This is a genomic window from Aedoeadaptatus nemausensis (assembly GCF_903819165.1).
Classification (GTDB): Bacteria; Bacillota; Clostridia; order Tissierellales; family Peptoniphilaceae; genus Aedoeadaptatus; species Aedoeadaptatus nemausensis.
In genome coordinates, this window is record NZ_CAIJCS010000022.1 from 1 (window position 1) to 24,162 (window position 24,162).

Annotated in this window: 25 protein-coding genes and 4 pseudogenes; 22 read left to right on the forward strand and 7 right to left on the reverse strand. The window is 43.8% G+C overall.

What is annotated here, in order from left to right; translation table 11 throughout:
* The 16 genes and pseudogenes from PEPTYR26121_RS09285 to PEPTYR26121_RS06565 form a co-directional block, all read left to right on the forward strand.
* Positions 1 to 145: IS3 family transposase (locus tag PEPTYR26121_RS09285; RefSeq protein ID WP_180500396.1), on the forward strand; the 145-nt coding region annotated here is incomplete at its 5' end.
* A gap of 144 nt (positions 146 to 289) precedes the next feature.
* Positions 290 to 400 (forward strand): annotated as a pseudogene (locus PEPTYR26121_RS06500) (sigma-70 family RNA polymerase sigma factor); the annotation flags it as partial.
* A gap of 326 nt (positions 401 to 726) precedes the next feature.
* Positions 727 to 1,299: pseudogene (locus tag PEPTYR26121_RS06505) on the forward strand (recombinase family protein); the annotation flags it as partial.
* A gap of 128 nt (positions 1,300 to 1,427) precedes the next feature.
* Complete coding sequence (locus PEPTYR26121_RS06510) at positions 1,428 to 2,138, forward strand: DUF5986 family protein (RefSeq protein ID WP_180500398.1); 711 nt, start codon at positions 1,428 to 1,430, stop codon at positions 2,136 to 2,138.
* 3 nt (positions 2,139 to 2,141) lie between these two features.
* Complete coding sequence (locus PEPTYR26121_RS06515; RefSeq protein ID WP_180500400.1) at positions 2,142 to 3,305, forward strand: XRE family transcriptional regulator; 1,164 nt, start codon at positions 2,142 to 2,144, stop codon at positions 3,303 to 3,305.
* 95 nt (positions 3,306 to 3,400) lie between these two features.
* Positions 3,401 to 4,153: pseudogene (locus tag PEPTYR26121_RS06520) on the forward strand (HsdM family class I SAM-dependent methyltransferase); the annotation flags it as partial.
* Positions 4,104 to 4,286 (forward strand): hypothetical protein, encoded by a 183-nt coding sequence (locus PEPTYR26121_RS06525; protein ID WP_218956337.1) that lies wholly within the window; start codon positions 4,104 to 4,106, stop codon positions 4,284 to 4,286. The pseudogene PEPTYR26121_RS06520 and the gene PEPTYR26121_RS06525, both read left to right, overlap by 50 nt.
* Positions 4,286 to 5,224, forward strand: coding sequence for a restriction endonuclease subunit S (locus tag PEPTYR26121_RS06530; protein ID WP_180500402.1), 939 nt, complete (start codon positions 4,286 to 4,288; stop codon positions 5,222 to 5,224). Before PEPTYR26121_RS06525 ends, PEPTYR26121_RS06530 begins: the two co-directional genes overlap by 1 nt.
* An 18-nt stretch (positions 5,225 to 5,242) precedes the next feature.
* Positions 5,243 to 5,470: pseudogene (locus PEPTYR26121_RS06535) on the forward strand (restriction endonuclease subunit S); the annotation flags it as partial.
* Positions 5,471 to 5,492: 22 nt separating this feature from the next.
* Positions 5,493 to 6,212 (forward strand): DUF4145 domain-containing protein, encoded by a 720-nt coding sequence (locus PEPTYR26121_RS09165; protein WP_246285912.1) that lies wholly within the window; start codon positions 5,493 to 5,495, stop codon positions 6,210 to 6,212.
* On the forward strand, positions 6,202 to 6,780 hold the full coding sequence (locus PEPTYR26121_RS09215; RefSeq protein ID WP_281359994.1) for a DEAD/DEAH box helicase family protein: 579 nt from the start codon (positions 6,202 to 6,204) through the stop codon (positions 6,778 to 6,780). Before PEPTYR26121_RS09165 ends, PEPTYR26121_RS09215 begins: the two co-directional genes overlap by 11 nt.
* 10 nt (positions 6,781 to 6,790) lie before the next feature.
* Positions 6,791 to 8,845 (forward strand): type I restriction-modification enzyme R subunit C-terminal domain-containing protein, encoded by a 2,055-nt coding sequence (locus PEPTYR26121_RS09220; protein WP_180500406.1) that lies wholly within the window; start codon positions 6,791 to 6,793, stop codon positions 8,843 to 8,845.
* Between the two features lie 290 nt (positions 8,846 to 9,135).
* Positions 9,136 to 9,378, forward strand: a complete 243-nt coding sequence (locus PEPTYR26121_RS06550) for a hypothetical protein (RefSeq protein WP_180500408.1) — start codon at positions 9,136 to 9,138, stop codon at positions 9,376 to 9,378.
* Positions 9,379 to 9,464: 86 nt separating this feature from the next.
* Positions 9,465 to 12,314, forward strand: coding sequence for a Cna B-type domain-containing protein (locus PEPTYR26121_RS06555; protein WP_180500409.1), 2,850 nt, complete (start codon positions 9,465 to 9,467; stop codon positions 12,312 to 12,314).
* A gap of 249 nt (positions 12,315 to 12,563) precedes the next feature.
* Positions 12,564 to 13,304, forward strand: a complete 741-nt coding sequence (locus PEPTYR26121_RS06560; RefSeq protein WP_180500411.1) for a YfjL-like protein — start codon at positions 12,564 to 12,566, stop codon at positions 13,302 to 13,304.
* Between the two features lie 4 nt (positions 13,305 to 13,308).
* Positions 13,309 to 13,584 carry a hypothetical protein gene (locus PEPTYR26121_RS06565; protein ID WP_180500412.1) on the forward strand — a complete coding sequence of 92 codons (276 nt, stop codon included), beginning with the start codon at positions 13,309 to 13,311 and terminating at the stop codon, positions 13,582 to 13,584.
* Between the two features lie 131 nt (positions 13,585 to 13,715).
* Here PEPTYR26121_RS06565 and PEPTYR26121_RS06570 read toward each other — a convergent pair whose 3' ends face one another.
* Genes PEPTYR26121_RS06570 through PEPTYR26121_RS06595 form a run of 6 tightly spaced genes read right to left on the reverse strand, consistent with a single transcriptional unit; the run spans position 13,716 to position 17,493 of the window.
* Positions 13,716 to 14,210 (reverse strand): ferritin-like domain-containing protein, encoded by a 495-nt coding sequence (locus PEPTYR26121_RS06570; protein WP_180500413.1) that lies wholly within the window; start codon positions 14,208 to 14,210, stop codon positions 13,716 to 13,718.
* Positions 14,200 to 14,757 (reverse strand): 2-oxoacid:ferredoxin oxidoreductase subunit gamma family protein, encoded by a 558-nt coding sequence (locus PEPTYR26121_RS06575; RefSeq protein ID WP_180500414.1) that lies wholly within the window; start codon positions 14,755 to 14,757, stop codon positions 14,200 to 14,202. Before PEPTYR26121_RS06575 ends, PEPTYR26121_RS06570 begins: the two co-directional genes overlap by 11 nt.
* A complete protein-coding gene (locus tag PEPTYR26121_RS06580) occupies positions 14,757 to 15,503 on the reverse strand; it encodes a thiamine pyrophosphate-dependent enzyme (protein ID WP_180500415.1) in 747 nt (248 codons plus the stop codon). The genes PEPTYR26121_RS06575 and PEPTYR26121_RS06580 overlap by 1 nt, the downstream gene beginning before the upstream one ends.
* A gap of 1 nt (position 15,504) precedes the next feature.
* The gene (locus PEPTYR26121_RS06585) at positions 15,505 to 16,563 is read right to left on the reverse strand and encodes a 3-methyl-2-oxobutanoate dehydrogenase subunit VorB (protein ID WP_180500416.1); all 1,059 of its coding nucleotides are present in this window, start codon (positions 16,561 to 16,563) and stop codon (positions 15,505 to 15,507) included.
* Positions 16,564 to 16,576: 13 nt separating this feature from the next.
* Entirely contained in the window at positions 16,577 to 16,798 is a 222-nt protein-coding gene (locus PEPTYR26121_RS06590; protein WP_180500417.1) for a 4Fe-4S dicluster domain-containing protein, read from the reverse strand.
* 11 nt (positions 16,799 to 16,809) lie between these two features.
* Positions 16,810 to 17,493 carry an ATP-binding protein gene (locus PEPTYR26121_RS06595; RefSeq protein WP_180500418.1) on the reverse strand — a complete coding sequence of 228 codons (684 nt, stop codon included), beginning with the start codon at positions 17,491 to 17,493 and terminating at the stop codon, positions 16,810 to 16,812.
* A gap of 223 nt (positions 17,494 to 17,716) precedes the next feature.
* Between PEPTYR26121_RS06595 and PEPTYR26121_RS06600 the strand changes: the two genes are divergently transcribed.
* From PEPTYR26121_RS06600 to PEPTYR26121_RS06620, 5 genes are all read left to right on the forward strand, one after another.
* Positions 17,717 to 18,070 carry a hypothetical protein gene (locus tag PEPTYR26121_RS06600; RefSeq protein WP_180500419.1) on the forward strand — a complete coding sequence of 118 codons (354 nt, stop codon included), beginning with the start codon at positions 17,717 to 17,719 and terminating at the stop codon, positions 18,068 to 18,070.
* The gene (locus PEPTYR26121_RS06605) at positions 18,060 to 18,713 is read left to right on the forward strand and encodes a Crp/Fnr family transcriptional regulator (RefSeq protein WP_180500421.1); all 654 of its coding nucleotides are present in this window, start codon (positions 18,060 to 18,062) and stop codon (positions 18,711 to 18,713) included. Before PEPTYR26121_RS06600 ends, PEPTYR26121_RS06605 begins: the two co-directional genes overlap by 11 nt.
* A gap of 87 nt (positions 18,714 to 18,800) precedes the next feature.
* Complete coding sequence (hcp, locus tag PEPTYR26121_RS06610) at positions 18,801 to 20,426, forward strand: hydroxylamine reductase (RefSeq protein WP_180500422.1); 1,626 nt, start codon at positions 18,801 to 18,803, stop codon at positions 20,424 to 20,426.
* Between the two features lie 468 nt (positions 20,427 to 20,894).
* The gene (locus tag PEPTYR26121_RS06615) at positions 20,895 to 21,170 is read left to right on the forward strand and encodes a hypothetical protein (protein WP_180500424.1); all 276 of its coding nucleotides are present in this window, start codon (positions 20,895 to 20,897) and stop codon (positions 21,168 to 21,170) included.
* Between the two features lie 42 nt (positions 21,171 to 21,212).
* Entirely contained in the window at positions 21,213 to 21,485 is a 273-nt protein-coding gene (locus tag PEPTYR26121_RS06620) for a hypothetical protein (protein ID WP_180500426.1), read from the forward strand.
* Between the two features lie 91 nt (positions 21,486 to 21,576).
* On the opposite strand, the gene PEPTYR26121_RS06625 is transcribed toward PEPTYR26121_RS06620, so the two are convergent.
* Positions 21,577 to 22,626 (reverse strand): ABC transporter ATP-binding protein, encoded by a 1,050-nt coding sequence (locus PEPTYR26121_RS06625; RefSeq protein ID WP_180500427.1) that lies wholly within the window; start codon positions 22,624 to 22,626, stop codon positions 21,577 to 21,579.
* Positions 22,627 to 22,793: 167 nt separating this feature from the next.
* Between PEPTYR26121_RS06625 and PEPTYR26121_RS06630 the strand changes: the two genes are divergently transcribed.
* Positions 22,794 to 24,092, forward strand: a complete 1,299-nt coding sequence (locus PEPTYR26121_RS06630) for an extracellular solute-binding protein (RefSeq protein WP_180500429.1) — start codon at positions 22,794 to 22,796, stop codon at positions 24,090 to 24,092.
* Positions 24,093 to 24,162 lie beyond the last annotated feature (70 nt).

Below are 24,162 nucleotides of genomic sequence, written 5' to 3' on the forward strand. Positions count from 1 at the left end.
CTATGCAGACCACGTCTACCGAAGCCGGAAAGAACTGGTTCGGGCTATTAAAAACTTTATCCACTACTACAACCATGATCGAATCAAAGAAAAGTTAGGGGGCTTAAGTCCGAAACAATACCGTGAACGCATGCAATCCGCATAGAAAATAAGCTATGAAAATAAAATCGAGTAAGCATTTGCTTACTCAATTAAGTCCAACTTTATGGGGTCACTCTAAACCTTCGTGGATTTTTTATTGGGGAGAAGAACGAAAAAAGAAGAGACCTGCCCGCCCGTAAGGGGAGGAGAAGAAACAATTAGAGAAGTAGCTGCTAAACTGAATATTTCTCATCCAGCCGTTATTAAAAGGCGTAATAAAGTCTTAGAAAAATTAAAGGAAATGTTAAAAGACTTTTAGATGACAGTTACCAAAAGGGTCTAATTTTCACTGTTACTTATGCAGTGGGAATTGGACCTTTTCATTTACCAAATTTTTTTGAAAATTAGTTACCAAGAAAGCTTCTACAAGAATAATCAAAAGGAAATAGACCAACATATAAGGGCAAGAACCTTAATTGAAAAAATCAGTGGAAAGAAAAATTTAAGAAAAAATGAATAATACAATATAGTGGACTATATAAAATAGAAGATGAGGTTAGAAAATACGTGGATGTATTATTGTGATTAATATCGAGAGTATAAAGGGCAAGATAAGAAGTCTGGCAGAGAAGAAAAACAGTATAAACATGTGGTGCTATAATAGATGTATTAGCAAATGAAAATTATACTGGAACTTACACTTTCAATATGCAAGATAAGTCAGTATTAAATCCTTCTTCTTTTAAATTCAAACCAAAAGAAGAATGGGGAAGAGTTGAGAATAACCATGAGACTATTATTTCTAGAGGAGACTTTGAAAAAGTTAAAAAAATTAAAGAGAAGAATCTATTTATGAAAGGTACAAATACCGATTATGAATGGAGAAAGAAATCTCCACTACAAGGTTTTGCAAAATGTCCAACTTGCAATCACATTTTAGGATGTGTTCAATCTAAACACAAAAGACCTGACGGAAGCCTCAGAGTACACACATATTTTACTTGTAGGATATGTAAGTGTAATAATGTTAAACACAAAAACTCAAGAGCAGGAAGCCTTGAAGAGCAAGTATTTGAAGCAATAAAAGAAAAAATACAAAAAGCAAAAGAAGAAAAAGAAGTACTAGACAACACTAAACTTACCAAAGAACTGATGGAGAAATATATAGACTCAGTATTCTGTGAAGGAAACGAAGTGTTGAACATAATATGGAAGTAGCAAAGGGAGTGAGCAATCACTCTCTTTCACAACTAGCTATTGGACAAATTTTGATAAAAATGTAAAATTATTGACTTTTTCAAAAACATAAGATATAATATAGACAAATACAATTTGGAGGTTTATAATTGAAAAAGTTAAAAGAAATTATAGCTAATGTCATTGTCGAAGCATTAGAACAAGATTTTTTAGATTGTAAATATAAATTAAACTTAGATACTCATAATTGTTTTGGTGGATTGAAATCAGATGTTATAAATACTAAGTTAAGGGAAGTACTTACTTCTGAGAATTATATAATTCATAAATTTAAAAGATATGCATGGGAAGGAAGATTTATTTTAGATTTAGAAAGCAAATCTTTAATAAGTATTACTAGTATATCGAATTTGAATAGAATACCAAAAGATAAAAATCGAAGAGTTCCTCATTATATGCAATCCATCTTATATTATTTAAATAGTGAAATTGATACTAATAAGCAAATATCTTTTGATTTAGGTAAAACTTTTAATCCAGATGTATACGAACAAGATTTTAAAAATATATTTTCTGGTTTAGATATAAATTTAAGTGATTTCACTTATTATGTAGTTGCATATGATTATAAGGCAAATAAAATAAATGAAATGAATTGGTATTTATTAGGAAACGAATTTAATATAGCGAAGAAAGAGTCTATTATGAATCTGGTAAATCCTGATTTTATCAATTTAACAAGACTAGAAAATGACTTTAGTGATGAATTAACTGAAATAGCAGAAGATAAACCTAATAAAGGTATTAGACTAGGATTAAAAGAGAAAAATGTAAAAAAAACATGGCTAAGAGGAGATTAAAGTATGAGTTCGAAATTTAATGGGGATAGCTTAAAAACAGCTAGAATATATAGAAGTATGACGTTAGCTGAATTAGGAAAATCTTTAGATTTGAGCAAACAAACACTATCCTTGTATGAAAATAATAAAGGGAATCCTGATTTTTCAACAGTTATTAAATTATCGAAAACTTTACATTTTCCTATTAATTATTTTTTTCAAGAGAAAAATATCAATATCACCTCTGGTACTACTTATTTTAGATCATTGAGTAGCACAAGTAAAAAAAGTAGATCAGCAGAAATTACAAAAGTTAAATTTATAGGTGCTTTATATGAAGCACTATACAATTACATCGAATTTCCAGTTCTAAACCTACCCAAAATAAATATAAATAGCCAAAATTTATCGGATGAAGAGATTGAAAATGTTGCTATAAAACTTAGAGAGTTTTGGAATTTAGGCTATGATCCAATAAATGATTTACAATATACATTAGAAGAGAATGGCTTAATAGTAACAGGAATGAATGTAGCAGACCAAAAAATAGATGCATATAGTCAAGTTGTAAATATTGATGGTATAGAAAACTATATTATTGTGTTATCTGTTGGAAATAAAGGGAAAGCAAGGATAAATTTCGATTTAGCACACGAATTAGGTCACATATTATTACATCCTTGGACAGAAGATATTGAAACCCTATCTAATGATGAATTTAAAGATAGAGAGAGACAAGCAAATAAGTTTGCAAGTTCTCTTTTACTTCCAAAAGAAACATTTTCAAAGGATTGTTCAAGATATCCAACAGAATTAGAATATTATATTAGGTTGAAGAAAAAGTGGGGAGTCTCTATACAAGCTATGCTCTATAGAGCGTGTGATTTGGATATTATATCAAATAATCAGTTTCAGTATTTAATGCGTCAAATTAGTAGTAAAGGTTGGAGAAAAAAAGAACCTGGAGATACACCTCATGTTTTAAATGAAAATATTTTTAAAATGGGCATAGAATTACTATTAGATAATAATTATACCAAACAGGATGTAACTAATATTTTTGAGGAATCATCGATAAATTTATTCAGTGATGAAATTGAAGAATTGCTAAATTTACCAAGTAAATATTTAAATGTTGATGATAAACCTAAGAATAATATTATAGAATTAAAACTTAATAAACACTAATAATTATGAATTCCGCGGAGCTAATAAGCTCCATTTTTTATCTTAATAATTGATGATTTTTTGTCATAAGCTTGACATGAGAGGGGACCGCCGGTTTTTTAGTTTCCGCCGCTCAGTATCTGCGCAAGGTGAAAAAAGACCTTTTCTACGATAAAGCCTTCGTTAAGTACTATCACCACTCCATGTTTCACGGCTACGATATGGATACGACCATGCTCCGCATCGCCGCCATGAACATGATGCTTCACCACGTGGACCATCCCCAAATCAGCTACCGTGATTCTCTTTCCGAAGAAAATGACGATCGCGGTGTCTACAGTTTAATACTGGCAAACCCGCCCTTTAAAGGATCCTTGGATGCCGATTCCGTGGCCAACGATCTTTTTACATCTATTAAAACCAAAAAAACCGAGCTTCTATTTGTTCAGCTGATATTAGAAATGCTGGAAACGGGCGGGCGCGCGGCGGTTATCGTCCCCGACGGCGTCCTCTTGGGCTCGTCGAGAGCCCACAAAACCCTGCGAAAAGAACTGGTGGAAGACCACCGCTTGCAGGGGGGCATCTCCATGCCGAGCGGCGTGTTTAAACCTTATGCCGGCGTCTCTACGGGGATTCTTCTCTTTACCAAAACGGGCATCGGCGGCACGGACGACGTATGGTTTTACGATATGACCGCCGACGGCTACACCCTAAACGATAACAGAACTCCCATCGAAGACAACGATATTCCCGACACTCTCCATTGCTTTAAAAACCTGGAGGATCAAAAAGAAAAACCTCGCACGGGGCAAATCCTTTATGGTGTCCAAGGAAGAAATCGCATCAAACGATTACGATCTTTCCATTAATAAATACAAAGAGATCGAATACGAGCCCGTGGCCTACGATCCGCCGGAAGAAATTTTGGTGAGAATCAACGATCTTGAAAAAGACATTCAGGAAGGGCTTGGAGCGCTGAAAAGCATGCTGGGTGATTTGTAATGACAAAAGTGCGCTTATCTGACATCTTTATGAACCCTATTACAGGAGAGTGGGGAGAATCCCTGAGTGACGATGAAATAGGAAGTCCAGTCATCCGAACAACTAATTTTACAAATGAAGGCGTCATTAATTATGATGATATCGCAATGCGCAGCATAGACATGGCAGCGAAAGATAATAAACTTTTACAGCCAGGCGATATTATAATTGAGAAATCAGGTGGTACACCCACCACCCCGGTAGGAAGAGTTGTATATTTTGATGGAGAAGAGAAGAAATATTTTGTGAATAACTTCACCTCCATCTTGAGAACACGTGATGATTTTTGCTCGAAATATTTATTATATCTATTACTTTATTTCCACAAAGTGGGTGTAGTTCTAAAATTTCAGAATAAAACAACCGGCATTATAAATCTCAAATTACGGGATTATCTCGAGTCAACCTTAATCAACATACCGACTCATTCTGTTCAAGAAGATGTAGCGTTTCGATTAGATCTGTTAAAAAACCTAATCGCCAAACGTCAGGAGCAGATTGAGGCTTTGGATGATTTGGTGGAGAGCGTGTTTTATGACCTTATTTTTGAAAATACCAATGAAAAAGTTAAATTAGGAAATCTACTAAGTGAATTTATTGCAGGCAAAAGTTTAGCGGGAACACGTCCGAGCGAGTATAGGGTTTTAAAGACATCATGCGTTTACAGTGGGTATTTTGATGAAGACGAGTGGAAGTTTTTACCCGAAGATTATAAACCTAAAGATGAACACATTATAAAAAATGGAGATTTACTCGTTAGCAGAATGAATACGGAAGAGTTAGTGGGGGCCTCGGCTTACGTTACGAAAGATTATGAAGATTTAACCATACCGGATAGGCTGTGGATATTACGAACTAACGAACAAGTTTCACCAATTTTCCTATGGAAATTTTTTTAAACACAATACTACAGAAGTTTAATCAATAAAATTGCAACCGTAACAAGTGGGTCAATGAAAAATATATCGAAAAAGAATTTTTCGGAACTTAAGATACCGTTGCCTCCCATCGTCCTTCAAAATCGTTTCGCCGACATCGTCCGTTCTATTGAAGGGAAAAAAGAGAAACTGAAAGCTTCTCTAGAGGCGTTGGAGACTTTGTTCGACGCTCTAATGCAGGAGGCTTTTTCCGGCAATTTAGTGTAAATTTCGCAGAAAGGAGGCGGCCATGGCCGGCAATTTTGATTTTTTACTTTCTCAATCGGATTATGGCGATTTCGCTCAAGCGGCAGTGGATGCCGAGCGCTCCATGCTTATTTCCACGATTAATTGTGCGGCGGCTACGCGGCGGGCGTTGGAGCTTGCGGTGAAGTGGGTCTATAAAGTGGATCGGAATTTATCTTTGCCTTATCGGGATAATTTAAGTTCCCTGACGCGCCACGGGGATTTTTTAAATATTATCGATGAAGATTTGGAGCCTTTAATCGTCTATATTATTAAGCTGGGCAATTTGGCGACTCATACGGGCAAATCCATCGACAAAACCAAGGCCATGGTGGCGCTAAGGAATCTTTTCGCCTTTATTCAATGGATCGATTACTGTTACGGCTATGATTACGAGGAGAGGGGCTTCGATGAATCCCTCGTTCCCTCGCCTCACGACTTGGCCACGACGCTTTCCGGGAAGGAAGCGGAGGCTGTTAAAGCGGCGGCTCAGGTAGAGGATGTGCCTCTGGAAGAGCAACGAAACGCCACCGACGAGGGACGAGGATTTAAAGGATCGCATGACCCATCAGCGGGCGTCTTCGGATCACCACGGGTTTTCTGTGGATCAACGTTCCGAAGCTATCACCCGCAAGGAGCTTATCGACGTAGATTTGGCTCTCGCCGGCTGGGTGATCGGGAAAAATGCCGAGGCGGAAGTGGAAGTTTCAGGCATGCCCAATAAAACGGGGAAGGGTTATGTAGATTATGTTCTGTACGGAAAAAATGGTCTGCCCCTCGCCGTGGTGGAGGCGAAGAAGTCGTCGAAGCATCCGGGGGAAGGGCGGCATCAGGCGCGCCTTTATGCGGAGCGTTTAGAGGCTCGTTATGGCAGGCGGCCTTTTACATTCACGACCAATGGCTTTGAAATTCATTTCACCGACGATGTTTCCGAGTGGAAGGTGTCGGGTTTTTACAGTGCCGGTGATTTAGAGCGGCTCATGAATCGGCGGGGGCTCAGTCGCCCCCTTACCGGGGAGCAGCCCGATGAATCTATTGCCGGGCGCGCGTACCAATTAATGGCGATAAAGGCGGTGAGAGAGCGTTTCGAGGAGAGCCGCCCCAGTGCGCTGATCGTCATGGCGACAGGCACGGGAAAGACCCGTACGGCGGCCAGTATTGTAGATATCATGATGAGGGCCAATCGCGCCACGCGGATTTTGTTTTTGGCCGATCGTGTGGCCCTCGTTAAGCAGGCGATGCGTACGTTTAATCAAGTGCTCCCCCGATCTTTCCATCGCTTCTTTAAGTGATACGAAGAATGTGAATGAGCTGGCCACGGCACGTATGTTGTTTTCGACTTACCCCGACATGCTTAATGCTTTAGACCATATGAAGGTCGGCGAGGATGCCCGCTTTTTTACGGTAGGTTATTTTGATTTGATTATTATCGACGAGGCGCACCGTTCGATTTACGAGCGTTACAAGACGATCTTCGATCATTTTGACGCTCGTCTCGTGGGGCTTACGGCCACGCCTCGAGAGGATTTGGATCGCAATACTTATGAAATTTTCGGTTTGGAAGACGGCGTACCTACTTTTTATTACGAATTGGAGCAGGCGGTAAAGGAAGGTTATCTCGTAAGTTATACCACGCGGGAGGTGCGCCTCAAGTTTCCCGAAGAGGGGATTCGCTACGATCTTTTATCTCCCGAGGAGAAAGAGCGTTTTGAAAAGATATTTGCCGTGGAAGACGGTGAGGACTATGTGCCGCCTTCGGCCATTAATAACTGGTTCTTAAATGTAGATACGATCGACATTGTCTTAAATGAGCTAATGGATAGGGGGATCCGGGATGAATCCGGAAATGACGTGGGCAAGACGATTATTTTCGCTGTCAATCAGCGCCACGCCGAGCTTATTAAGGAGCGTTTTGATCATTTATACGCCTACAAGGGGCCGGATTATGCCGATGTGATCACCCATAAATCCGCTTATGCTCAGGATCTCATCGATCGTTTTTCGGTAAAACAAAAAATGCTTCGAATCGCTATTTCTGTCAATATGTTGGATATGGGGATCGACGTGCCCGAGGTGGTGAACCTGGTCTTTTTCAAAAAGGTTTTGTCGAAGACGATGTTTTGGCAAATGGTGGGTCGCGGCACCCGTTTGTGTCCCGATCTCTTCGGGCCGGGCAAGGATAAAGAGAAGTTTTTGATTTTAGATTATGGCGGCAATATGGAACGCTTTGATGCGCCTTTGCCTCCTTCTATGGATTCGCCGCCTGCTTCTTTAACGGAGCGTTTTTACAGTGCCAAGGCGGACTTAATTTACGGTTTGGAGCACGGGATCTTTAAGGGCGATGATGTTCGCCTACTCCGTGCGGAGCTCGTGGATGAATGGATTGGGGCGCTTTCGGATCTCAATACGCAGCTTGTGGCGGTGCGTCAATCTCTGAAGGAAGTGCTCAGGTTTAGGGAACAGGCCTCTTGGGAAAGTCTGTCGCGGCAGGATTTAAGTATTTTGCAAGGGAATTTGGCGCCTCTTGTTCACGGTTCTTGTGAGGATATTAAAATTCAAAAGTTCGATTTGGCCATGACGATTCTCGCCGGAAAGGGCGCTCTCGGCGAGCGGGATGAGTATCAGGAAAAGCGTGTAAAGGAATGGGCTGATGAGCTTTTGGAAAAGAAAGATACGTTACCCATGGTGCGCGATCGTTTCTTTGAGCTTAAGCAGTTGTTGGAAGAGGGTTTTTGGGAAAAATCTTCGCCTACGGCTATTGACGATATGCGGAAAGCTTTAAGGGATTTAATGCCTCTTTTGCCCGACGGAGCCCGTCGCCAAAATAGGCGGGGGGATTTTGTCGACGACATTCTCGAAGCGAAAGAAGGCGGTCCCATTTACGGCACGGGTCAATTTGAATCTTATCGCGCCAAGGTGGAGCATCATATACGATCGCAGATCGAAGATGATTCGGTGGTCAATAAGATTTATAATAATATTCCTTTAAATGAAGATGATTTCGCCCATTTGGAAGAGATTCTCTGGCATGATTTGGGAACGAAGGAAGATTACGATAAGGCTTTCGAAAACCTTACGATTTTCAGGATGATCCGTGAGATCAACGGGCTTTCTCCGCAAGCGGTGCAAGATGCTTTTGCGGATTTTCTTCTCCATCACGATTTGAGCTTTGATCAATCTCAATTTGTACAGATGATTATGAATTATTATGAACGAAACGGTTATTTGGAAACAGTTAAATTTAACGAGGAGCCTTTTAAGAGTTTCGGCTCCGTCGTTCGTATTTTTAATAATGATCGGGAGGCTTTGCATTCCATCGTCGAGATTATAGACGTATTGAATGGTAAAGTGGCCTAAGTCGGTGAGAGGAAAATAATACAGAAACGAATCCACGAGGGGAGGCTCTCGAGGATTTTTTATTGGGGATTTTTATTGAATGGCTTTGAGGGGCGGTGCTCTTAACTTTTGTAGTGCGGCGTCTTCGAGTTGCTCTCTAGGAATGTATGAAATGCATGAGAAAAAAACATGAAGTTTTTTCATACAGACTGTGTTCAATCTATACTTATGTGGTACAATAGGAACAAGTTTCGAATCTACTCTTTATTTATCCTGATTCGAAACTACATATTTTAAGAAAGGGGTCGATAATGAACCGTAAAAGAAAACTTTATGTTACGCTTTTGCTGGCGTTTGTCTTCGGTTTGTTTTCATTGAATTCAAAGGCTTTTGCCGAAGAGATGAATTCCACGACGGAAACGGCAATCGAGGCCGATGAAGTAAAAGCGGATGCGGAAGTTAACGCAGCGGTCGATCGGGAAAGCCCCGCCATTTCAGAAGAGAAACTCTCGGATGAGGATCAAAATATTTCGTCCGGGGGGGTACAGAAGTAAAATCTGAACCTATTCATGAACTGAAAAGCGATGTTAACTCTCTGAACGAGGAGAAGACTATTCCCGACGATGAAGCGACTTCCGCAGTGAACGACGAAAACTCCAAATCTCAAGAACCGTCTCAAGATGGTGAAAATTTGGCGGAACAAGGGAAAGGTTTAGAATCTTCCGAAGAGAGTGACGCTCTCGATAAAAAAGAAGCTACCTTGGAGGTAGCCGAAGAAAAGAAGCTGGAACAAGTAAAGGCAGAAACACCATCTGATGTGCTCTATCTTAATGGACAAGGTGGTAGCGATGAGAACGATGGTTCGAGTCCTGAAAAGGCTTTGAAATCTTTTGCTAAAGCTAGAGATATAGCGAAGAATGTAAAGAAAACTATCGAGAATATCTTTATTACCGGCACAGTTTCTGTAGAAGGTGATGTCAGCCTTGAAGACACCAATGCCAAACTTGTTCGTCACAAGGACTTTAATGGTTATTTACTTAAAGTAGATAAAAAAGCTACCTTGGAGAATATTACCATCGACGGCAATTCGGAGAACAATCCGAACATCGAAAAGTCTTTGGTTTATGTAGATGGCGGTACTTTAAATATTAAAGATGGTGCCGTTTTAAAAAACAACAAGATTAAACCCGATGCGAATTTTATTCAGACCAAGGGTGGTGGAATTGATGCCCGTAACCATGCTACGGTCAATATGAGCGGTGGAAGCGTCGAGAATAACCAAGCTACTTATGGTGGCGGGGTTCATCTCGAGAATTCCACTATGAACTTCACCGGTGGTGCGGTTCAAAACAATCGATCAGACCTGGTGTATGATAAACCGTACAATTATTATTACGGTGCCGGTGGAGGCATTATTCTCAGAGAAGGCTCTGTGCTGAATATGTCAGAGAAGGCCGAGGTTTTAAATAACTTTGCGGCAGAAATTGGTGGCGGTGTTAGTGTGGGTTCGCATAATCCTGAAAAGGGCAGCATTCTCAACATGAAGGGCGGCACAGTCGACGGTAATGTAGCCGGTTCTTCCGGCGGTGGTATTTTTATTCAGGCCAAATACTATAGTGGAACTCAAGGAAAGGCCTATATTACTGCCGGACGAATCACCAATAATGAAATGGACGGCTCCGGTAAAACCAACATGGCCTTCGGTGGCGGCGGTATTTATGTCAATGGCGCTACGGAGACCATTCGTTATAAAGACGAAAATGGTGTGCTTCAGGAAGCAACCGTACATGGCGCAAACGGTGAGCTATACATTAAAAATGTTTTGATCACCGACAATAAATCTGAATGGGAAGGCGCCGGCATGGCCAGTTGCCCAATTTCCGATACGACTATTCACGTCAACAATGGCGTAGCCTTTGGTAAAAATCAAGCCGGCAAGCCCGGAAATGATTTGTTTATCTATTCCAACGAAGATTACGGCGCACACAGTGGCAATGCCAAATATAAGCTATCCAAGCGTATGCTCGGCGGCGGCCTCTTTAACTGGACGAAGCCGGACGGAACTGCATTGACTGATGAAGAACACGCAGGTACATTGGTCATACCCGAAGGTGAAAAGGATGGTAAGTTTGCTGTAAACTCCAATCCTGAAGATATCGGTCTTGCCAAAGCATTGGCGAAAGTTATTATTTCCGGAAACACCTCTGCAACCCGCGGCGGTGGTATCGGCAGTAACGGTACGATTGTTATCGGAACGGAAGAGGGAAAGACTGAAGTTAAAGTTGAAAAGAAATGGAAAGATAACAAGAACGCCAATAAGAAGCGTCCCGATACCATTGAGGTTCAACTTTTAGCCAAAGTCGACGGCAAGGAATACCTTGTAGAAACCAAGGAAGTAAAAGCTACAGAAGATTGGAAGGTTCAATTCAAAGATCTTCCCACTTTATTTGAAGGTGCAAAAGTTACCTACACCATCAAAGAAAAAGCTATCGACGGTTATGAATCTGAAGTAGCCGGAGATCAAACGAACGGCTTCATCCTTACCAATAAGAAAAAGCCTGAAGAGCCGAAAACCCGCGATATTAAGGTCACCAAGCGTTGGGATCTTGCCGGCAGTGAAAAGCCCGTGGAAAATATCGACGTAGAACTTTATCGCAACGGCGAATCTACCGGTAAAACCTTAAAATTAAACGCCGGCAACAATTGGAGCGGTGTATTTGAAGGTTTAGAGATTGCCGATAAGGAAACGCCTGCAGCCGAATATCGCTACACGATTAAAGAAGTCGGCGAAGTTCGCGGCCTTATCCAATTTGGCGGTAAAGAATTCGAAGTTAGCTATTCCGGCGATATGACAGACGGCTTTACTATTACCAATAAGGAAAAGCCTGAAAGACCTCCGGAAGAGCCGCCCACTCCTCCTACGAGGGATATTCACATTGTGAAGAAATGGGATCTTTCGGGAGATGACAAGCCTGTGGCTCGCATTGAGATCGAGCTTTACCGCGACGGCAAGGCCACCGGTAAGGTGATCGAACTTAACGAAAGTAACAACTGGTCCGGTTCGTTTACCGGCTTAGATGTAAGAGACGGAAATGATCCTTCCCGAGATTATGTCTATACGGTTAAGGAACGTGGCGAAAACGGCGGCTCCCTTCGTCTCGGCGACAGGGATTTCGACGTAAGCTATGAAGGTTCTATGGATTCCGGCTTCGTGATTACGAACAAGGAAAAACCGGAAACACCTCCGGAGACTCCTCCGGAAGAGCCTGAAAAGCCTGAAGAGCCCGGCAAACCGGAAGAACCTGAGACACCGGAAACACCGGATGTTCCCAAGGTTCCCGATAAACCTGAAAAACCGAATAAACCCGGAAAACCGGGCGCGCCTCAAACGGGCGTCGGTTCCGATATGGGTTTATGGGCAGGTCTCGCTTCGATGTCCGCTGCAGCCCTCGGGTTCATCGGTACGAAGAAAAGACGAGATGAAGAATAATTGTAAAATGGAAAGCTCCTATTGTTAGGGGCTTTCTTTTTTTGGCTGTAAATGTAGGGGCGGGCTAGGGCTTCAGGCTCGTCCCTACGAATGCGCAAGGCTTGGCTATTACGTATTAAAGTTACGGCCGGTACTTCAATCAGCCCTACCATTTCTTTCGTGTAATTTTGATTTCTATTTGCTTTTATGCGATAAAATAATAATAGAAAAGTCCGCTTAAAAAAATCAGTTCCCTCAATGGAGGAAGTTATGAAGCTTACATTTAAAAAGGTATTGCTCGCCGTTCTCGTCTTGTTCGTTCTCTTTGTCGCGAATACTTTTTTCGGTAATCCCGTTTCTAAGTTTTTGGCGGAAAGGGGAGCCGATCGGGTGATCGCTGCGAAGTATGAGGATTTGGATCTTTTCCGCGAAAAGGTGATTTACAATCTGAAAGACGGGGATTATATCGTATTCCTGGAGGATAAAAACAGTGTAGATTCTCAATTTGCATTGCACTTCGATTCCTTTGGGCGTTTAACGTGGGATTCATACGACGACCGTATCTCCAATACGGTGATGCGCTTCGATCGGATCGTGTCGCAATATGGCAGAAGTCTTGAAAAGAAGTATGATTTCCCTTATACGATCACTCTTTCCTCTTGGGACAAGGAGGACCCGGCGGAGTATTTAAAGGTGGATCAGCCGGTGGATGTCAAGCACTTGCCCTATAAGCTTCAGGCTCAGGCTTACGGCGTGGGGAAGGATGCCACGGCAGAAGAAGCTATGGCGGTTCTCAAGGGGCTCCAAGAGATTATGGACGAAGAAGGCCTCGATGTGGTGGACTACGCTATTGATCTCGTGCCGGAAAAAAATCGAGGCAAAGAGGACGAGGTGGAAACCTGGGAGGATATGTATTCGGCCTACGAGGTTCCGGCGGATGTGGTGCGCCGAGGGGATGTAAAGGCGCTGGAAGATTTAGTGAAGCTACAGACGACGACGGGCAAGGAGTAAACTTATGTGGCTTATTTTAGGCATGGCCGCCGTTCTGTTTGCCTTTTTAAAATGTCGAAAGCCGCGTGAAAAGCGGGAGCTGCATCGCTGGGCGAGCTTATCTTTTACGGCGCTTACCCTCTGCGCTTTTTACTCTGACGGCGCCGCAAGAGTGGTTCGAGAGGATTGGGGCGGGCTGATGGACACCATGCCCACTTTGAGTCACGCCCTTTGGATCTGTGCTCTCGCCTCTATTTTTTTAAACGGTTTCGATTTATTCAGTAAGGGTTTTCGTAAGTAGTTTTTTGAGTTCGGTTAAATCCGGGCTCTTTTTTGTAGCCTTTTTATAGGTTCTCTGTTTTTACAATCTTTGTTTTTCTCCATTAAAAAAGCCCGCATCAGCGGGCTCTTTTAATATATAGGTATCATATTTTAGAAGGGTTCGAAGTTTTGCATGTTCCACCATTCTTGTTGATAGATATCATATTGTTTTTGCAATGTGTCGACGTGGGATTGTTCCCATTTCACTAAGATGTCGAAAAGTTCTTTGGATTGTGCGCTTTCCACTTGGTCTTTGGCGTCTTCGTAGAATTTAACGGAATCTTTTTCCATGTTTAATCCTACGGAGAAGACGGTAACGGCTAAGCGTACCATGTCTTCATCAACTTTGTCCCAATTGAAGATGCCGGGAGATTCAACTTCTTTTTTAAGGTCTTCGGGATCGAAGTTGATTTCTTTAGCATCGTCGATTAATTTTTCCGAAAGGGATTTTAAATACTCGATGTGTTCTTCTTCTTGGCGAGCAAGATCTAAGAGGGCGTCTTTTGTGCCGGAGGGTGCGAATTTATCTGCGGAGAGTTTGTAAAATTCAGCGCCTTCGACTTCGTTGAGCATAGCTTGTCTTAGGATTTTAACTTCATTTTGCATTGATGATCTCCTTCATTTTGTTTTCGCCGAACTGAAGGGCTTTCAAGTTCATGGCGGTGACTTTTTCGCCTTTTTTGCCGTAAAGCTTATCTACGGATTTTTCCAATGCTTCTTGGCTTACCATGTTCAGCACTTCGTTAAATGCGCCGATCATGATCATGTTCAGAACTCTCGGGTTGCCGAATTCAGCGGTAAGTTCGTTGACGGGCAAAAAGTGAGAGGTGATGTCGCCTCTGGAGGTATCTTTATTGACGAGTGAGCTGTTAATAAAGATATGTCCGCCGGGTTTGACATAGGATTCGAATTTATCGAGGGACGGCTCGTTCATGACGATGGCCGCATCGGCGGTGGAAATATTCGGTGCGCCGATGGGTTCATCGGAGATGATAACCGAGCAGTTGGCAGCGCCACCACGCATGGCGGGGCCGTAGGAAGGTAACCAGGATACGTGTTTGTCGTCGAACATGCCGGCATAGGTTAGGAGTTGACCGATGCCCATTACGCCTTGTCCACCGAAGCCGGATACAATTACTCTATTGGTAGTCATTATAGATCCTCCCCGTTACGCAAATTTCCCAAAGGATAGTAGGGAATCATGTTGTCTTCTAACCATTTCAGTGCTTCTGCCGGCGGGAATCCCCAGTTGGTCGGGCAGGAGGAAAGTACTTCGACGATGCCGAAGCCTTTGCCGTCTAGTTGTAGTTGGAAGCATTCTTTGATGGCGCGTTTTGCCTTGCGAATGTTGGCGGGTGTGTTGACGGCAACGCGTTCTACGAATTTTGCGCCGTTAATGGTGGCGAGCATTTCGGCGATGCGGATCGGTTTTCCCGACCAGTCTTCGTCGCGGCCTGTGGGAGAGGTGGTGGTCTTTTGGCCGACGAGGGTTGTCGGTGCCATTTGACCGCCGGTCATGCCGTAGATACCGTTGTTAATGAAAATGGTGGAAATTTTTTCGCCGCGGTGAGCAGCTTGTACGATTTCACCACTACCGATGGATGCCAAGTCGCCGTCACCTTGATAAGTGAAGACGAATTTATCGGGATTGGACCGTTTAATACCGGTTGCAACAGCCGGTGCACGGCCGTGAGCGGCTTCAAACATGTCGCAGTTAAAGTATTTGTAGGCGAGTACCGCACATCCTACGGGCGCGATGCCGATGGTATCGCCGGTGATGCCCAGTTCTTCCAATACTTCGGCGACGAGTTTGTGTACTACGCCGTGGGTACAGCCCGGGCAGTAGTGTGTAGGTTCATCGGTTAAAGCTTTACTTCTGGTATAGATGAGTTTTTCCATGTTACGCCTCCAATAGTTCTAAGGCAACATCCGCGAGTTCTTCGGCTGTGGGGATCATACCGCCTTGACGGCCGTAAAATTCAACGCGATGTTTGCCGTTGACAGCGAGTCGGACGTCTTCCACCATTTGACCTTGGTTTAATTCGACGTCTAAGATCAATTTAACATTGTCGTTGATCTTTTGATAAGCGTCGTCGGGGAAGGGCCAGAGAGTGATCGGGCGTACGTAGCCGACTTTGTATCCTTTAGCCTTTAAGAGTTCGCCGGCAGATTTACAGATACGGCTCGTGGTACCGAATGCGGTAAAGACGATGTCGGCATCTTCTACATCGGTAACTTCAGCGCGTTTTTCGTTGGCGGTAATCGCTTCGTATTTTTTAATGAGTTTTTTGTTATGTGCTTCCAATTCGTCGGGGGAGAGGTAGAGGGAGTTGATGATATGGGGTTCACGTTCGCCCTTGGTACCTGTGGCGGCCCATTCCGAGTGGTCGAATTCTTTAGTTTCTTTTGCACTGAATTCGATGGGTTCCATCATTTGGCCGAGCATACCGTCGCCGCAAAGCACGACTGGTGTGCGGTATTGATCGGCGAGTTCAAAGCCTAAGTGCACGAGGTCGACCATTTCCTGAATGGAAGCAGGTGCTAAGCAAAGTGTGCGATAGTCGCCGTTTCCGCCGCCGCGAGTGGATTGGAAGTAGTCTGTTTGAGAAGGTTGGATCGAACCGAGGCCCGGACCCCCGCGCATCATGTTGATGATCATGCAGGGTAGTTCGCAGGCTGCGATGTAGCTGATGCCTTCTTGCATTAAGGAAACGCCGGGAGACGAGGAGCTTGTTGCGACCCGTGTGCCGGTTCCGGCGCAGCCGTAGAGCATATTAATAGCGGCTACTTCGGATTCGGCTTGTAAGAATGTACCGCCGATTTTCGGTAATTCTCTTGCTAAGTACTCGGGAACTTCAGATTGGGGTGTAATCGGGTATCCGAAATAGGTTTTACATCCCGCAGCGATTAATGCCGCGCCGATTGCTTCATTACCTTTAATTAGAATTTTTTCAGACATGTGAAGACTCCTTTCACTCTTCTATGCGATAGACGCTGATTACAGAGTCGGGGCAGATGATGGCGCAGCTTGCGCAGGCGATACATTCATCCGGGTTTTTCGCATAGGCAGGTCGATAGCCCTTCGGGTTCAATTCATCTGTCTTAAGAGCCAAAACATCTTTCGGGCATACAGACACGCAAAGGGCACAGCCTTTGCAGTAGTCTTGATCGAAAGTGACTTTTCCTTTTGCCATGTTATTCCTCCTTATAACATCCATTGATCTCTGAAGAAGAGATCGATGGGAAGAATATAGAGATCGTTTGTACGTGCTTTTACTTCATCGACCAGTTCTCGCTTACAGACCGTTCCCAATAGGGGAAGGCCTGTTTGATCCGAAACGGCCTCGGCAAGTTTTAGCCCTTCGATGACATCATCGGCGGTGGTGTCTTTTAGGAAATGGGCCGTGTTGAACAGACCCGTGACCTGCGTGCCACTGGTGGCCTGCGTATCTTCCATAAATTTAATGACTTGCTCGGGGGTTTTGGTTTCGGGTCGGTTGGAGTTTATGACGAAAAGTTGTTCGTAGCCGGTTTCCTCCAATGTGGGGCGATACCTGGCCAAGGCACGAGCACCCGAGGGATTGCCACCTACATCGACGATGACCCGTCCCTTGTCGTATAAGAGGGCGGCATCGATGGCGGGGTCTAATGCCGGAATGTCCACGGCTCGGGCTTTAACACCGGTGGAGAGTGTTTTCACTCCCGCTTTGTTGAGCGCTTCATCTTTATCCCGAATGCGGAAATAGGTGTTGATGATGTCTAAGTCCACGACGGTAACCTCCTCGCCCGCCGCGCGCCGCTCAAGTGCCAAGTTAATGGACATTTCAGTTTTACCGCTGCCGAAGTGGCCGGTAATAATGAGAATCCTGTGATGCTTCTTCCAATCCATATTTTCTTCCTTTCTTAAAAGAATCGCAGCAAGAAAACGTTCACGCAAAGGTAGTGGTTTTCGAGCTAAGTACAATATACCATATAAATCATAAAACGGGTAGCACGTTACTAAAAAAGTTGCAGGAAGGCTTGCTAAAAAGTAAGCAATCTGCACTTTTCTCGTTGAAGTCGTTTATTTCGGGTATAAAATAAACTATAAAATGGAATAAAAGGAGTGTCTTATGCAACAAGATAATCAGTACACGACGTTATATAATGAAAGAAAGAATCGCTTTCACGGAAAACCGTGTTATCAAATGTCCGAAGCGGAGACGGCAGTAAGGCAATTTCAAAGAAAAAATAAAGATTTAATTTTGCCGATTTTAAAACATAAACGGCGGGCCGCCATGGCGGGTTTTTTAATTCGCGGAGTGTTCCGCACCACGAGACGTACTTTCGGCATTCCCCGCCGGGTGCAAAAAGCAAGACTTTCCGCCCGTCGACAATTTTTAACATCGGACGATGTGAAGCGCGCGGTGGAGAACACGAGTTTCGCCATTAAGCGAGCGAGGAATTCGAAGCGCCATGGCAAATAGAACGCACCTTTTTAAAGGAATTGAAGAGAACGCTTTAAAGGATTATCTTTCGGCAAAGGGTGCCTTGGAGCGACGGATTTCAAAAGAAGATTATATTTTTAGGGAAGAAGAAAAACCGGAAGGCCTTTATGTTCTCCTGGAGGGCTCGGTGGAGGTGGAAAAGATCACTCCTTCCGGCAATCGCCAGGTAGTCAACCGCTTTACGGATTCGGGTACGGTGTTCGGAGAAGTGTATGTTTTTCTCGAGGAGAGACCCTACGACTTCGGCTGCGTGGCAAAGAATGAAAGCCGGATTCTCTATATTCCTAAAACGGCCTTCGACGCCGGCGGAGGAGAGGTGGCGGATCGATTGATCTCCAATATGCTGGGCATTTTATCGGAAAAGGCACTTTTTTTGAATCAAAAAATGCTTATCCACTCGGCGGGGAGCATTCGCAAAAAAATTGCCATGCACCTCCTTCAAAAAATGCCCGGCGGGGGCACAATGCAGTTAATGAAGCGGGAGGATCTGGCACAGTACCTTGCCGTGCCACGGCCCTCTCTCTCCAGGGAGCTTATGAAACTTCATAGAGAAGGCATTATAGAATTGGACGGAAGGGTCGTAAGGTTTGACGCTTCTAAAGTCGAGGAAATTTTATTCTGAAGAGCGTAACAATGGTTACATACATTGAAATCTCTATCTCCTATACTGTAATCAGAAACAGAAAAGGAAAATACTAGGAGGTAGCACATGTTTTGCTTTCAATGTCAGGAAACCGCTAATAACAAAGGTTGTACGGTAAAAGGCGTCTGTGGAAAGGCGGCGGAGGTTGCCGATCTTCAAGACAATTTAATTTTCGTCACCAAAGGTCTCGCTCAAGTTAAGAACAGAGTGAAGGATCTCGGCGATCGTCTGGAAGAAGTAGACGGTCGCATCGCCGACAATCTCTTTACTACTATTACGAATGCCAACTTCAGTGCCGAAAGTATTGAAGAATACATCGACGCAACCCTGGATTTAAAAGAAGAACTTATGGCATCTTTAGATTCTACGGAAGATCTTCCCTTAGAAGCTACATTCGACATGCGTAAAGGTATCTCTCCCGAAGAACGGGCCCGTTACATCGGCGTCATGGCTACGGAAGATGAAGACATTCGCTCCCTTCGCGAACTCATTACCTATGGCTTAAAGGGTATGGCGGCCTACACCCGCCACGCCAATGTTTTGGGCTTCCGCGACGAAGAAGTCCACACCTTTATTTCGGAAACTCTTGAAAAAATTACTGACGACTCTTTAAGTGTGGATGATCTCGTCGCTCTCACACTTGCAACAGGTGAACACGGCGTGAAGGCAATGGCTCTTTTAGATGAGGCCAATACTTCGAAATACGGTCATCCTGAAATGACGGAAGTTTCCCTTGAGCCCCGTAACAATCCCGGTATCTTAATCTCCGGCCACGATCTCGGCGATATGGAAGCTCTTCTGGAACAAACGAAGGGCACCGGCGTGGATGTGTACACCCACTCGGAAATGCTTCCCGCCAATTACTATCCTGCCTTTAAACAATATGATCACTTCGTCGGCAACTACGGCGGAAGCTGGTGGCATCAAAGAGATGAATTTAAATCCTTTAACGGTCCCATCCTTATGACCACCAACTGTATCGTGCCTCCGAAGGACGACAGCTATATCGATCGCCTCTATACCACGGGCGTTGCCGCCTTCCCCGGTGCGAAAGTCGTAGAAGAAAAAGGCGGCGAAAAAGATTTCTCCGCTTTAATCGAGCAAGCGAAACAATGTGAAGCTCCCGAAAAAATAGAATCGGGTACACTCGTCGGCGGTTTTGCTCATAATCAAGTGTTTGCCCTTGCAGATAAGGTAGTAGACGCTGTTAAGAGCGGTGCCATCAAAAAATTCGTCGTTATGGGCGGATGCGACGGCAGACAAAGCGACCGTAATTATTATGAAGAATTTGCAAAAGCTCTACCCGACAACACGGTCATCTTGACGGCGGGCTGCGCAAAATATCGTTACAATAAACTGCACATGGGCGACATCGGCGGCATCCCGAGAGTTCTGGACGCCGGCCAATGTAACGACTCCTACTCTCTCGCCGTTATCGCCATGAAGCTGCAAGAAATCTTCGGGTTGAACGATATTAACGAACTGCCCATCGCCTACAATATTGCATGGTATGAACAAAAAGCTGTTATCGTGCTTCTTGCACTCCTGTCCCTCGGCGTGAAAAACATTCACTTGGGACCGACTCTACCCGCATTCTTAAGCCCCAATGTGGTAGACGTCCTCGTAGAAAACTTCAACATCGCACCGAACACCACGGTGGAAGAAGATATTAAAACAATGATCGAAGCATAAAATTATAAAGTCAGTCCGAAAAATTTTCGGGCTGACTTTTTTGATGCGTTTTTATAAAAAATCACACTGTATCCTGCATGTTTGCGACTTTCGACTACATGAAGAAGATAGTGTGCAGCATACAAATTTAAGTTTTAACAAGAAAAGTGTATCGGAGAGACAAAAAATGCGACGGAGCACTGAAAATATAGCAAATAAATCCCGGTAAAAAAATTAAATTTTGTGGCAGAAAGAACGAATTTTTACTAAATAACAATAAAAACAGAAAATAATGGCTTGTTAAATGTAAGACACAAGAAACGGGATGTTTTTATAGCATTATATTGTACTAAAGCAAAAGAAAGTGTCGTCGCCTCGAGTTGCCTATTTTTAGATATGTATTATAATTAACATAGAAATGATAAATAAATCACATTTCGAAAATGAAGTTATTGCATCGGAAATATATCAGTATTAGGAGGAAAGATCATGACGAAGAAATGGGTTGGAATGAATTTTATCGGTAAGTTATCCTACATAATGGCTGGCGCTTTATTATTAGCTCTGCCGGTTGCTATACTGTCCGGTGAACTGTTCCATACCAGTCTCGTAAGTCCGGAACATTTCTACCTATTCTATATAGCAGTCGGTGCTGTAGCTGCATTGACGAAACAATGGAAACTATTCTTTGGCGTTATGGCCGGCAGCTTGTTCTTATCCACCGCCGCCATCGCTGCAACTGAAATTATCGGTATGTTTTTATAAGACGTCGGGCGAGTATCTGTTGCCCACAAAGGGGAGGAAATCATGGAAAAGAAATGGGAAAACATGACGTTAGACGGTAGAGTCTCTTATTTGTTAGCTGGCGTACTATTTTTACTTATCCCTTGCTTAGGTCTTTCGGTCGGACTTAACAGCAATATCGTTAGCCCGGAAGGCGTCTATACTTTCTTTGGCGGGGCGATGCTCGTAGCGGCTCTTGCCAAACAACGCAAGCTCGTGTTTATGATCTTAGCGGGCAGCTTGTTCCTATCCTCTGTCGTGATGGCAATCTTGGATATTGCAGGCGTATTAATGTAAAGAGAAGAGCGGTATAAGCCGCTCTTTTTTGTTGCTTAAAATGGGAATGTGGATATAAAAAAGACGATACTTTCGGGTATCGTCTTTTCGTTTACTCTGCAATGCGTTCTTCTGTAGTTCCGTCGAATAGATGGAGGCTTTCTTTTGAAAACTCTATATTTACTTTTTCTCCAAGCTCGTAATGTATGTGGCTAGGGGATTTTACAACGAGGACCTGTTCGGGTCCCGCCATGTATTTCAGAGTTATCAATTGTTCGCTGCCCAGATTTTCGATGATGTCGACGATAAATTCATCGCCTTCTACAATGGCAACATCTTCTGCGCGAATTCCCGCGACGGCTTTGCCGTCGTGATAATTCACCGAGAAGGAGCGGCCAAAGAGGGTAAAGTTTTTATCCTTAATTTCAGTGGGTACAAGATTGATTTCCGGGGAGCCGATAAAGGATGCGGTAAAAAGATTTTGCGGTTTTTTGTAAAGTTCGCCCGGCGTTCCCGATTGCATGATTTCGCCTTTATTCATTAAGACGATGCGTGTCGCCATGGTCATGGCTTCGATTTGGTCGTGGGTAACGTAGACGGTGGTAATGCCGAGGCGCTTATGGAGTTTTATGATTTCGGTACGAGTCTGCATCCGAAGTTTCGCATCGAGATTGGAAAGGGGCTCGTCCATTAAATAGACCTGAGGGTTTCGCACCATGGCCCGTCCCAGGGCGACCCTTTGCATCTGTCCGCCGGAAAGCTGACGTGGCTTACGATCTAAAAGATCTTGGATGCCCAATATGCCGGCGATTTCGTTTACCTTAGCATCCACAGTTTCCTGAGGCGTTTTTTTAAGGGTCAGGGGAATGGCGAGATTTTGATAGACGCTCATGTGAGGGTAGAGTGCGTAGTTTTGGAATACCATGGCGATATCTCTGTCTTTGGGCGGCGTGTCGTTGACGCGGGTGTTGCCGATTAAGATTTCGCCCTTTTGTAAATCTTCCAGCCCTGCAATAAGGCGAAGCAATGTGGATTTTCCGCAGCCCGACGGGCCGAGGAGGACGAGGAAATCCCCGTCATCGATGGTTAAATTGAAATCTTCCAATACATACTGCTTGCCGTCGTAGGTTTTGCTTAGATTTTTAATTTCGATACCGCTCATAATCTGCTCCTTTGCTTATGATTAAGCTAACTTTATCATTTTCCTATGTAAGCTTCAATCGTATAGAAAAAATCTATACAACCGGCAAAAGGAAAGCGTTTAACTATTGGTCTATTTTTAGATGCGGTGATACGATGAATTTATAAATAATATAAGGAGGACTTCATATGAAGAAGAAAGTACTTTTATCTTTGATGATGGTTATGCTCTTGGCTTTCGCCACCGCTTGCGGTAATAAAGACGCAGCCAATGCACCGAAGAACGACGGCGGAAACAATGCCGCGGCTGATGCCAATCAAGAAGGCACTGAAATCAGCTTAATGATTCCCGACTGGGGCGCTCCCACCGACGAAATGCTCGCGGAATTTAAAGAAGAAACAGGTATCACCGTTAAGGTTCTTCCCACTGCTTGGGACGATATTAAATCGAAAGTCTCCATCGCTTCCGCTGCAGGCAATGCGGCAGCCGACGTTATTGAAGTCGACTGGTCCTGGGCCGGCGAGTTCACTAGCGCAGGTTGGCTGGAAGAGTTGGATGTAGACGATGCGACTAAGGAAGACATTCCCTCGATTTCCTACTTCGACTTCGACAACAAGATCTACGCCGTACCTTATGCTAACGGTCTTCGCCTCGCATACATGAATGAAGATATGACGAAAAAAGCGGGTATCGACAAGGCACCTGAAACTTGGGATGAATTACTGAGTGATTTCCAACAACTTAAAGACAAGAATGTAGTGGAATATCCCTATCTTTTCCCCTTGGCAGCTGAAGAAAAAACCACCACTTCTTTTATGAGTGTGGTTTATACTCGTAGTGGCAAGATCTTTAATGACGATGACACCCTCAACAAAGAAGCTGTTCTCGACGCTCTTCAATTAATCGACGACTGCGTGAAAAAAGGTTATATCGATCCCGACAGCGTATCGAAAGCCGGCATCGACACTTTCCGCGGCATCAACAATGCTGAAGGTGCTTTCTTATTCGGCCCCACATCCTTTATCACCAGCTCCAACAATCCTGAATCTTCCAAGGTTGTAGGGCAAGTTACGACGATCCCCATGCCCTCTCTAGACGGCCCGGCGAAGAACACCATTTCTTTCACCGAAGCAGTGGGCGTTTCCAGCTTCTCCGAAAACAAAGAAGCTGCCAAGAAATTCGTCGAATGGTTCTCCAGACCTGAAACTCAATTGGCATTGAATAAAGCCATCGACAATACGCCGACCAGAACTTCCGTCATCGAAAAGATGGTAGAAGACGGCACTATCCAAAAACCCGGTTCCATCGTAGAGCAATCCAAGATTGTCAACACGCCGTTCCCCAATGGTGTGCCCAAATACTACACCAAGATGAGTACCGAAATTTTCAACCTTATCAACCAAATGGGTCAAGGCAAGATTACGCCTGAACAAGCAGCCGATCAAATGGTTGAAAAGGTCGACGAATTGGTAAAAGAAAATAAATAATGTTGAAAGCATAGCTTAGAGAACATTATAAAAGGAGAAAAGTCGGCTTAGCCCGACTTTTCTTTCGTGA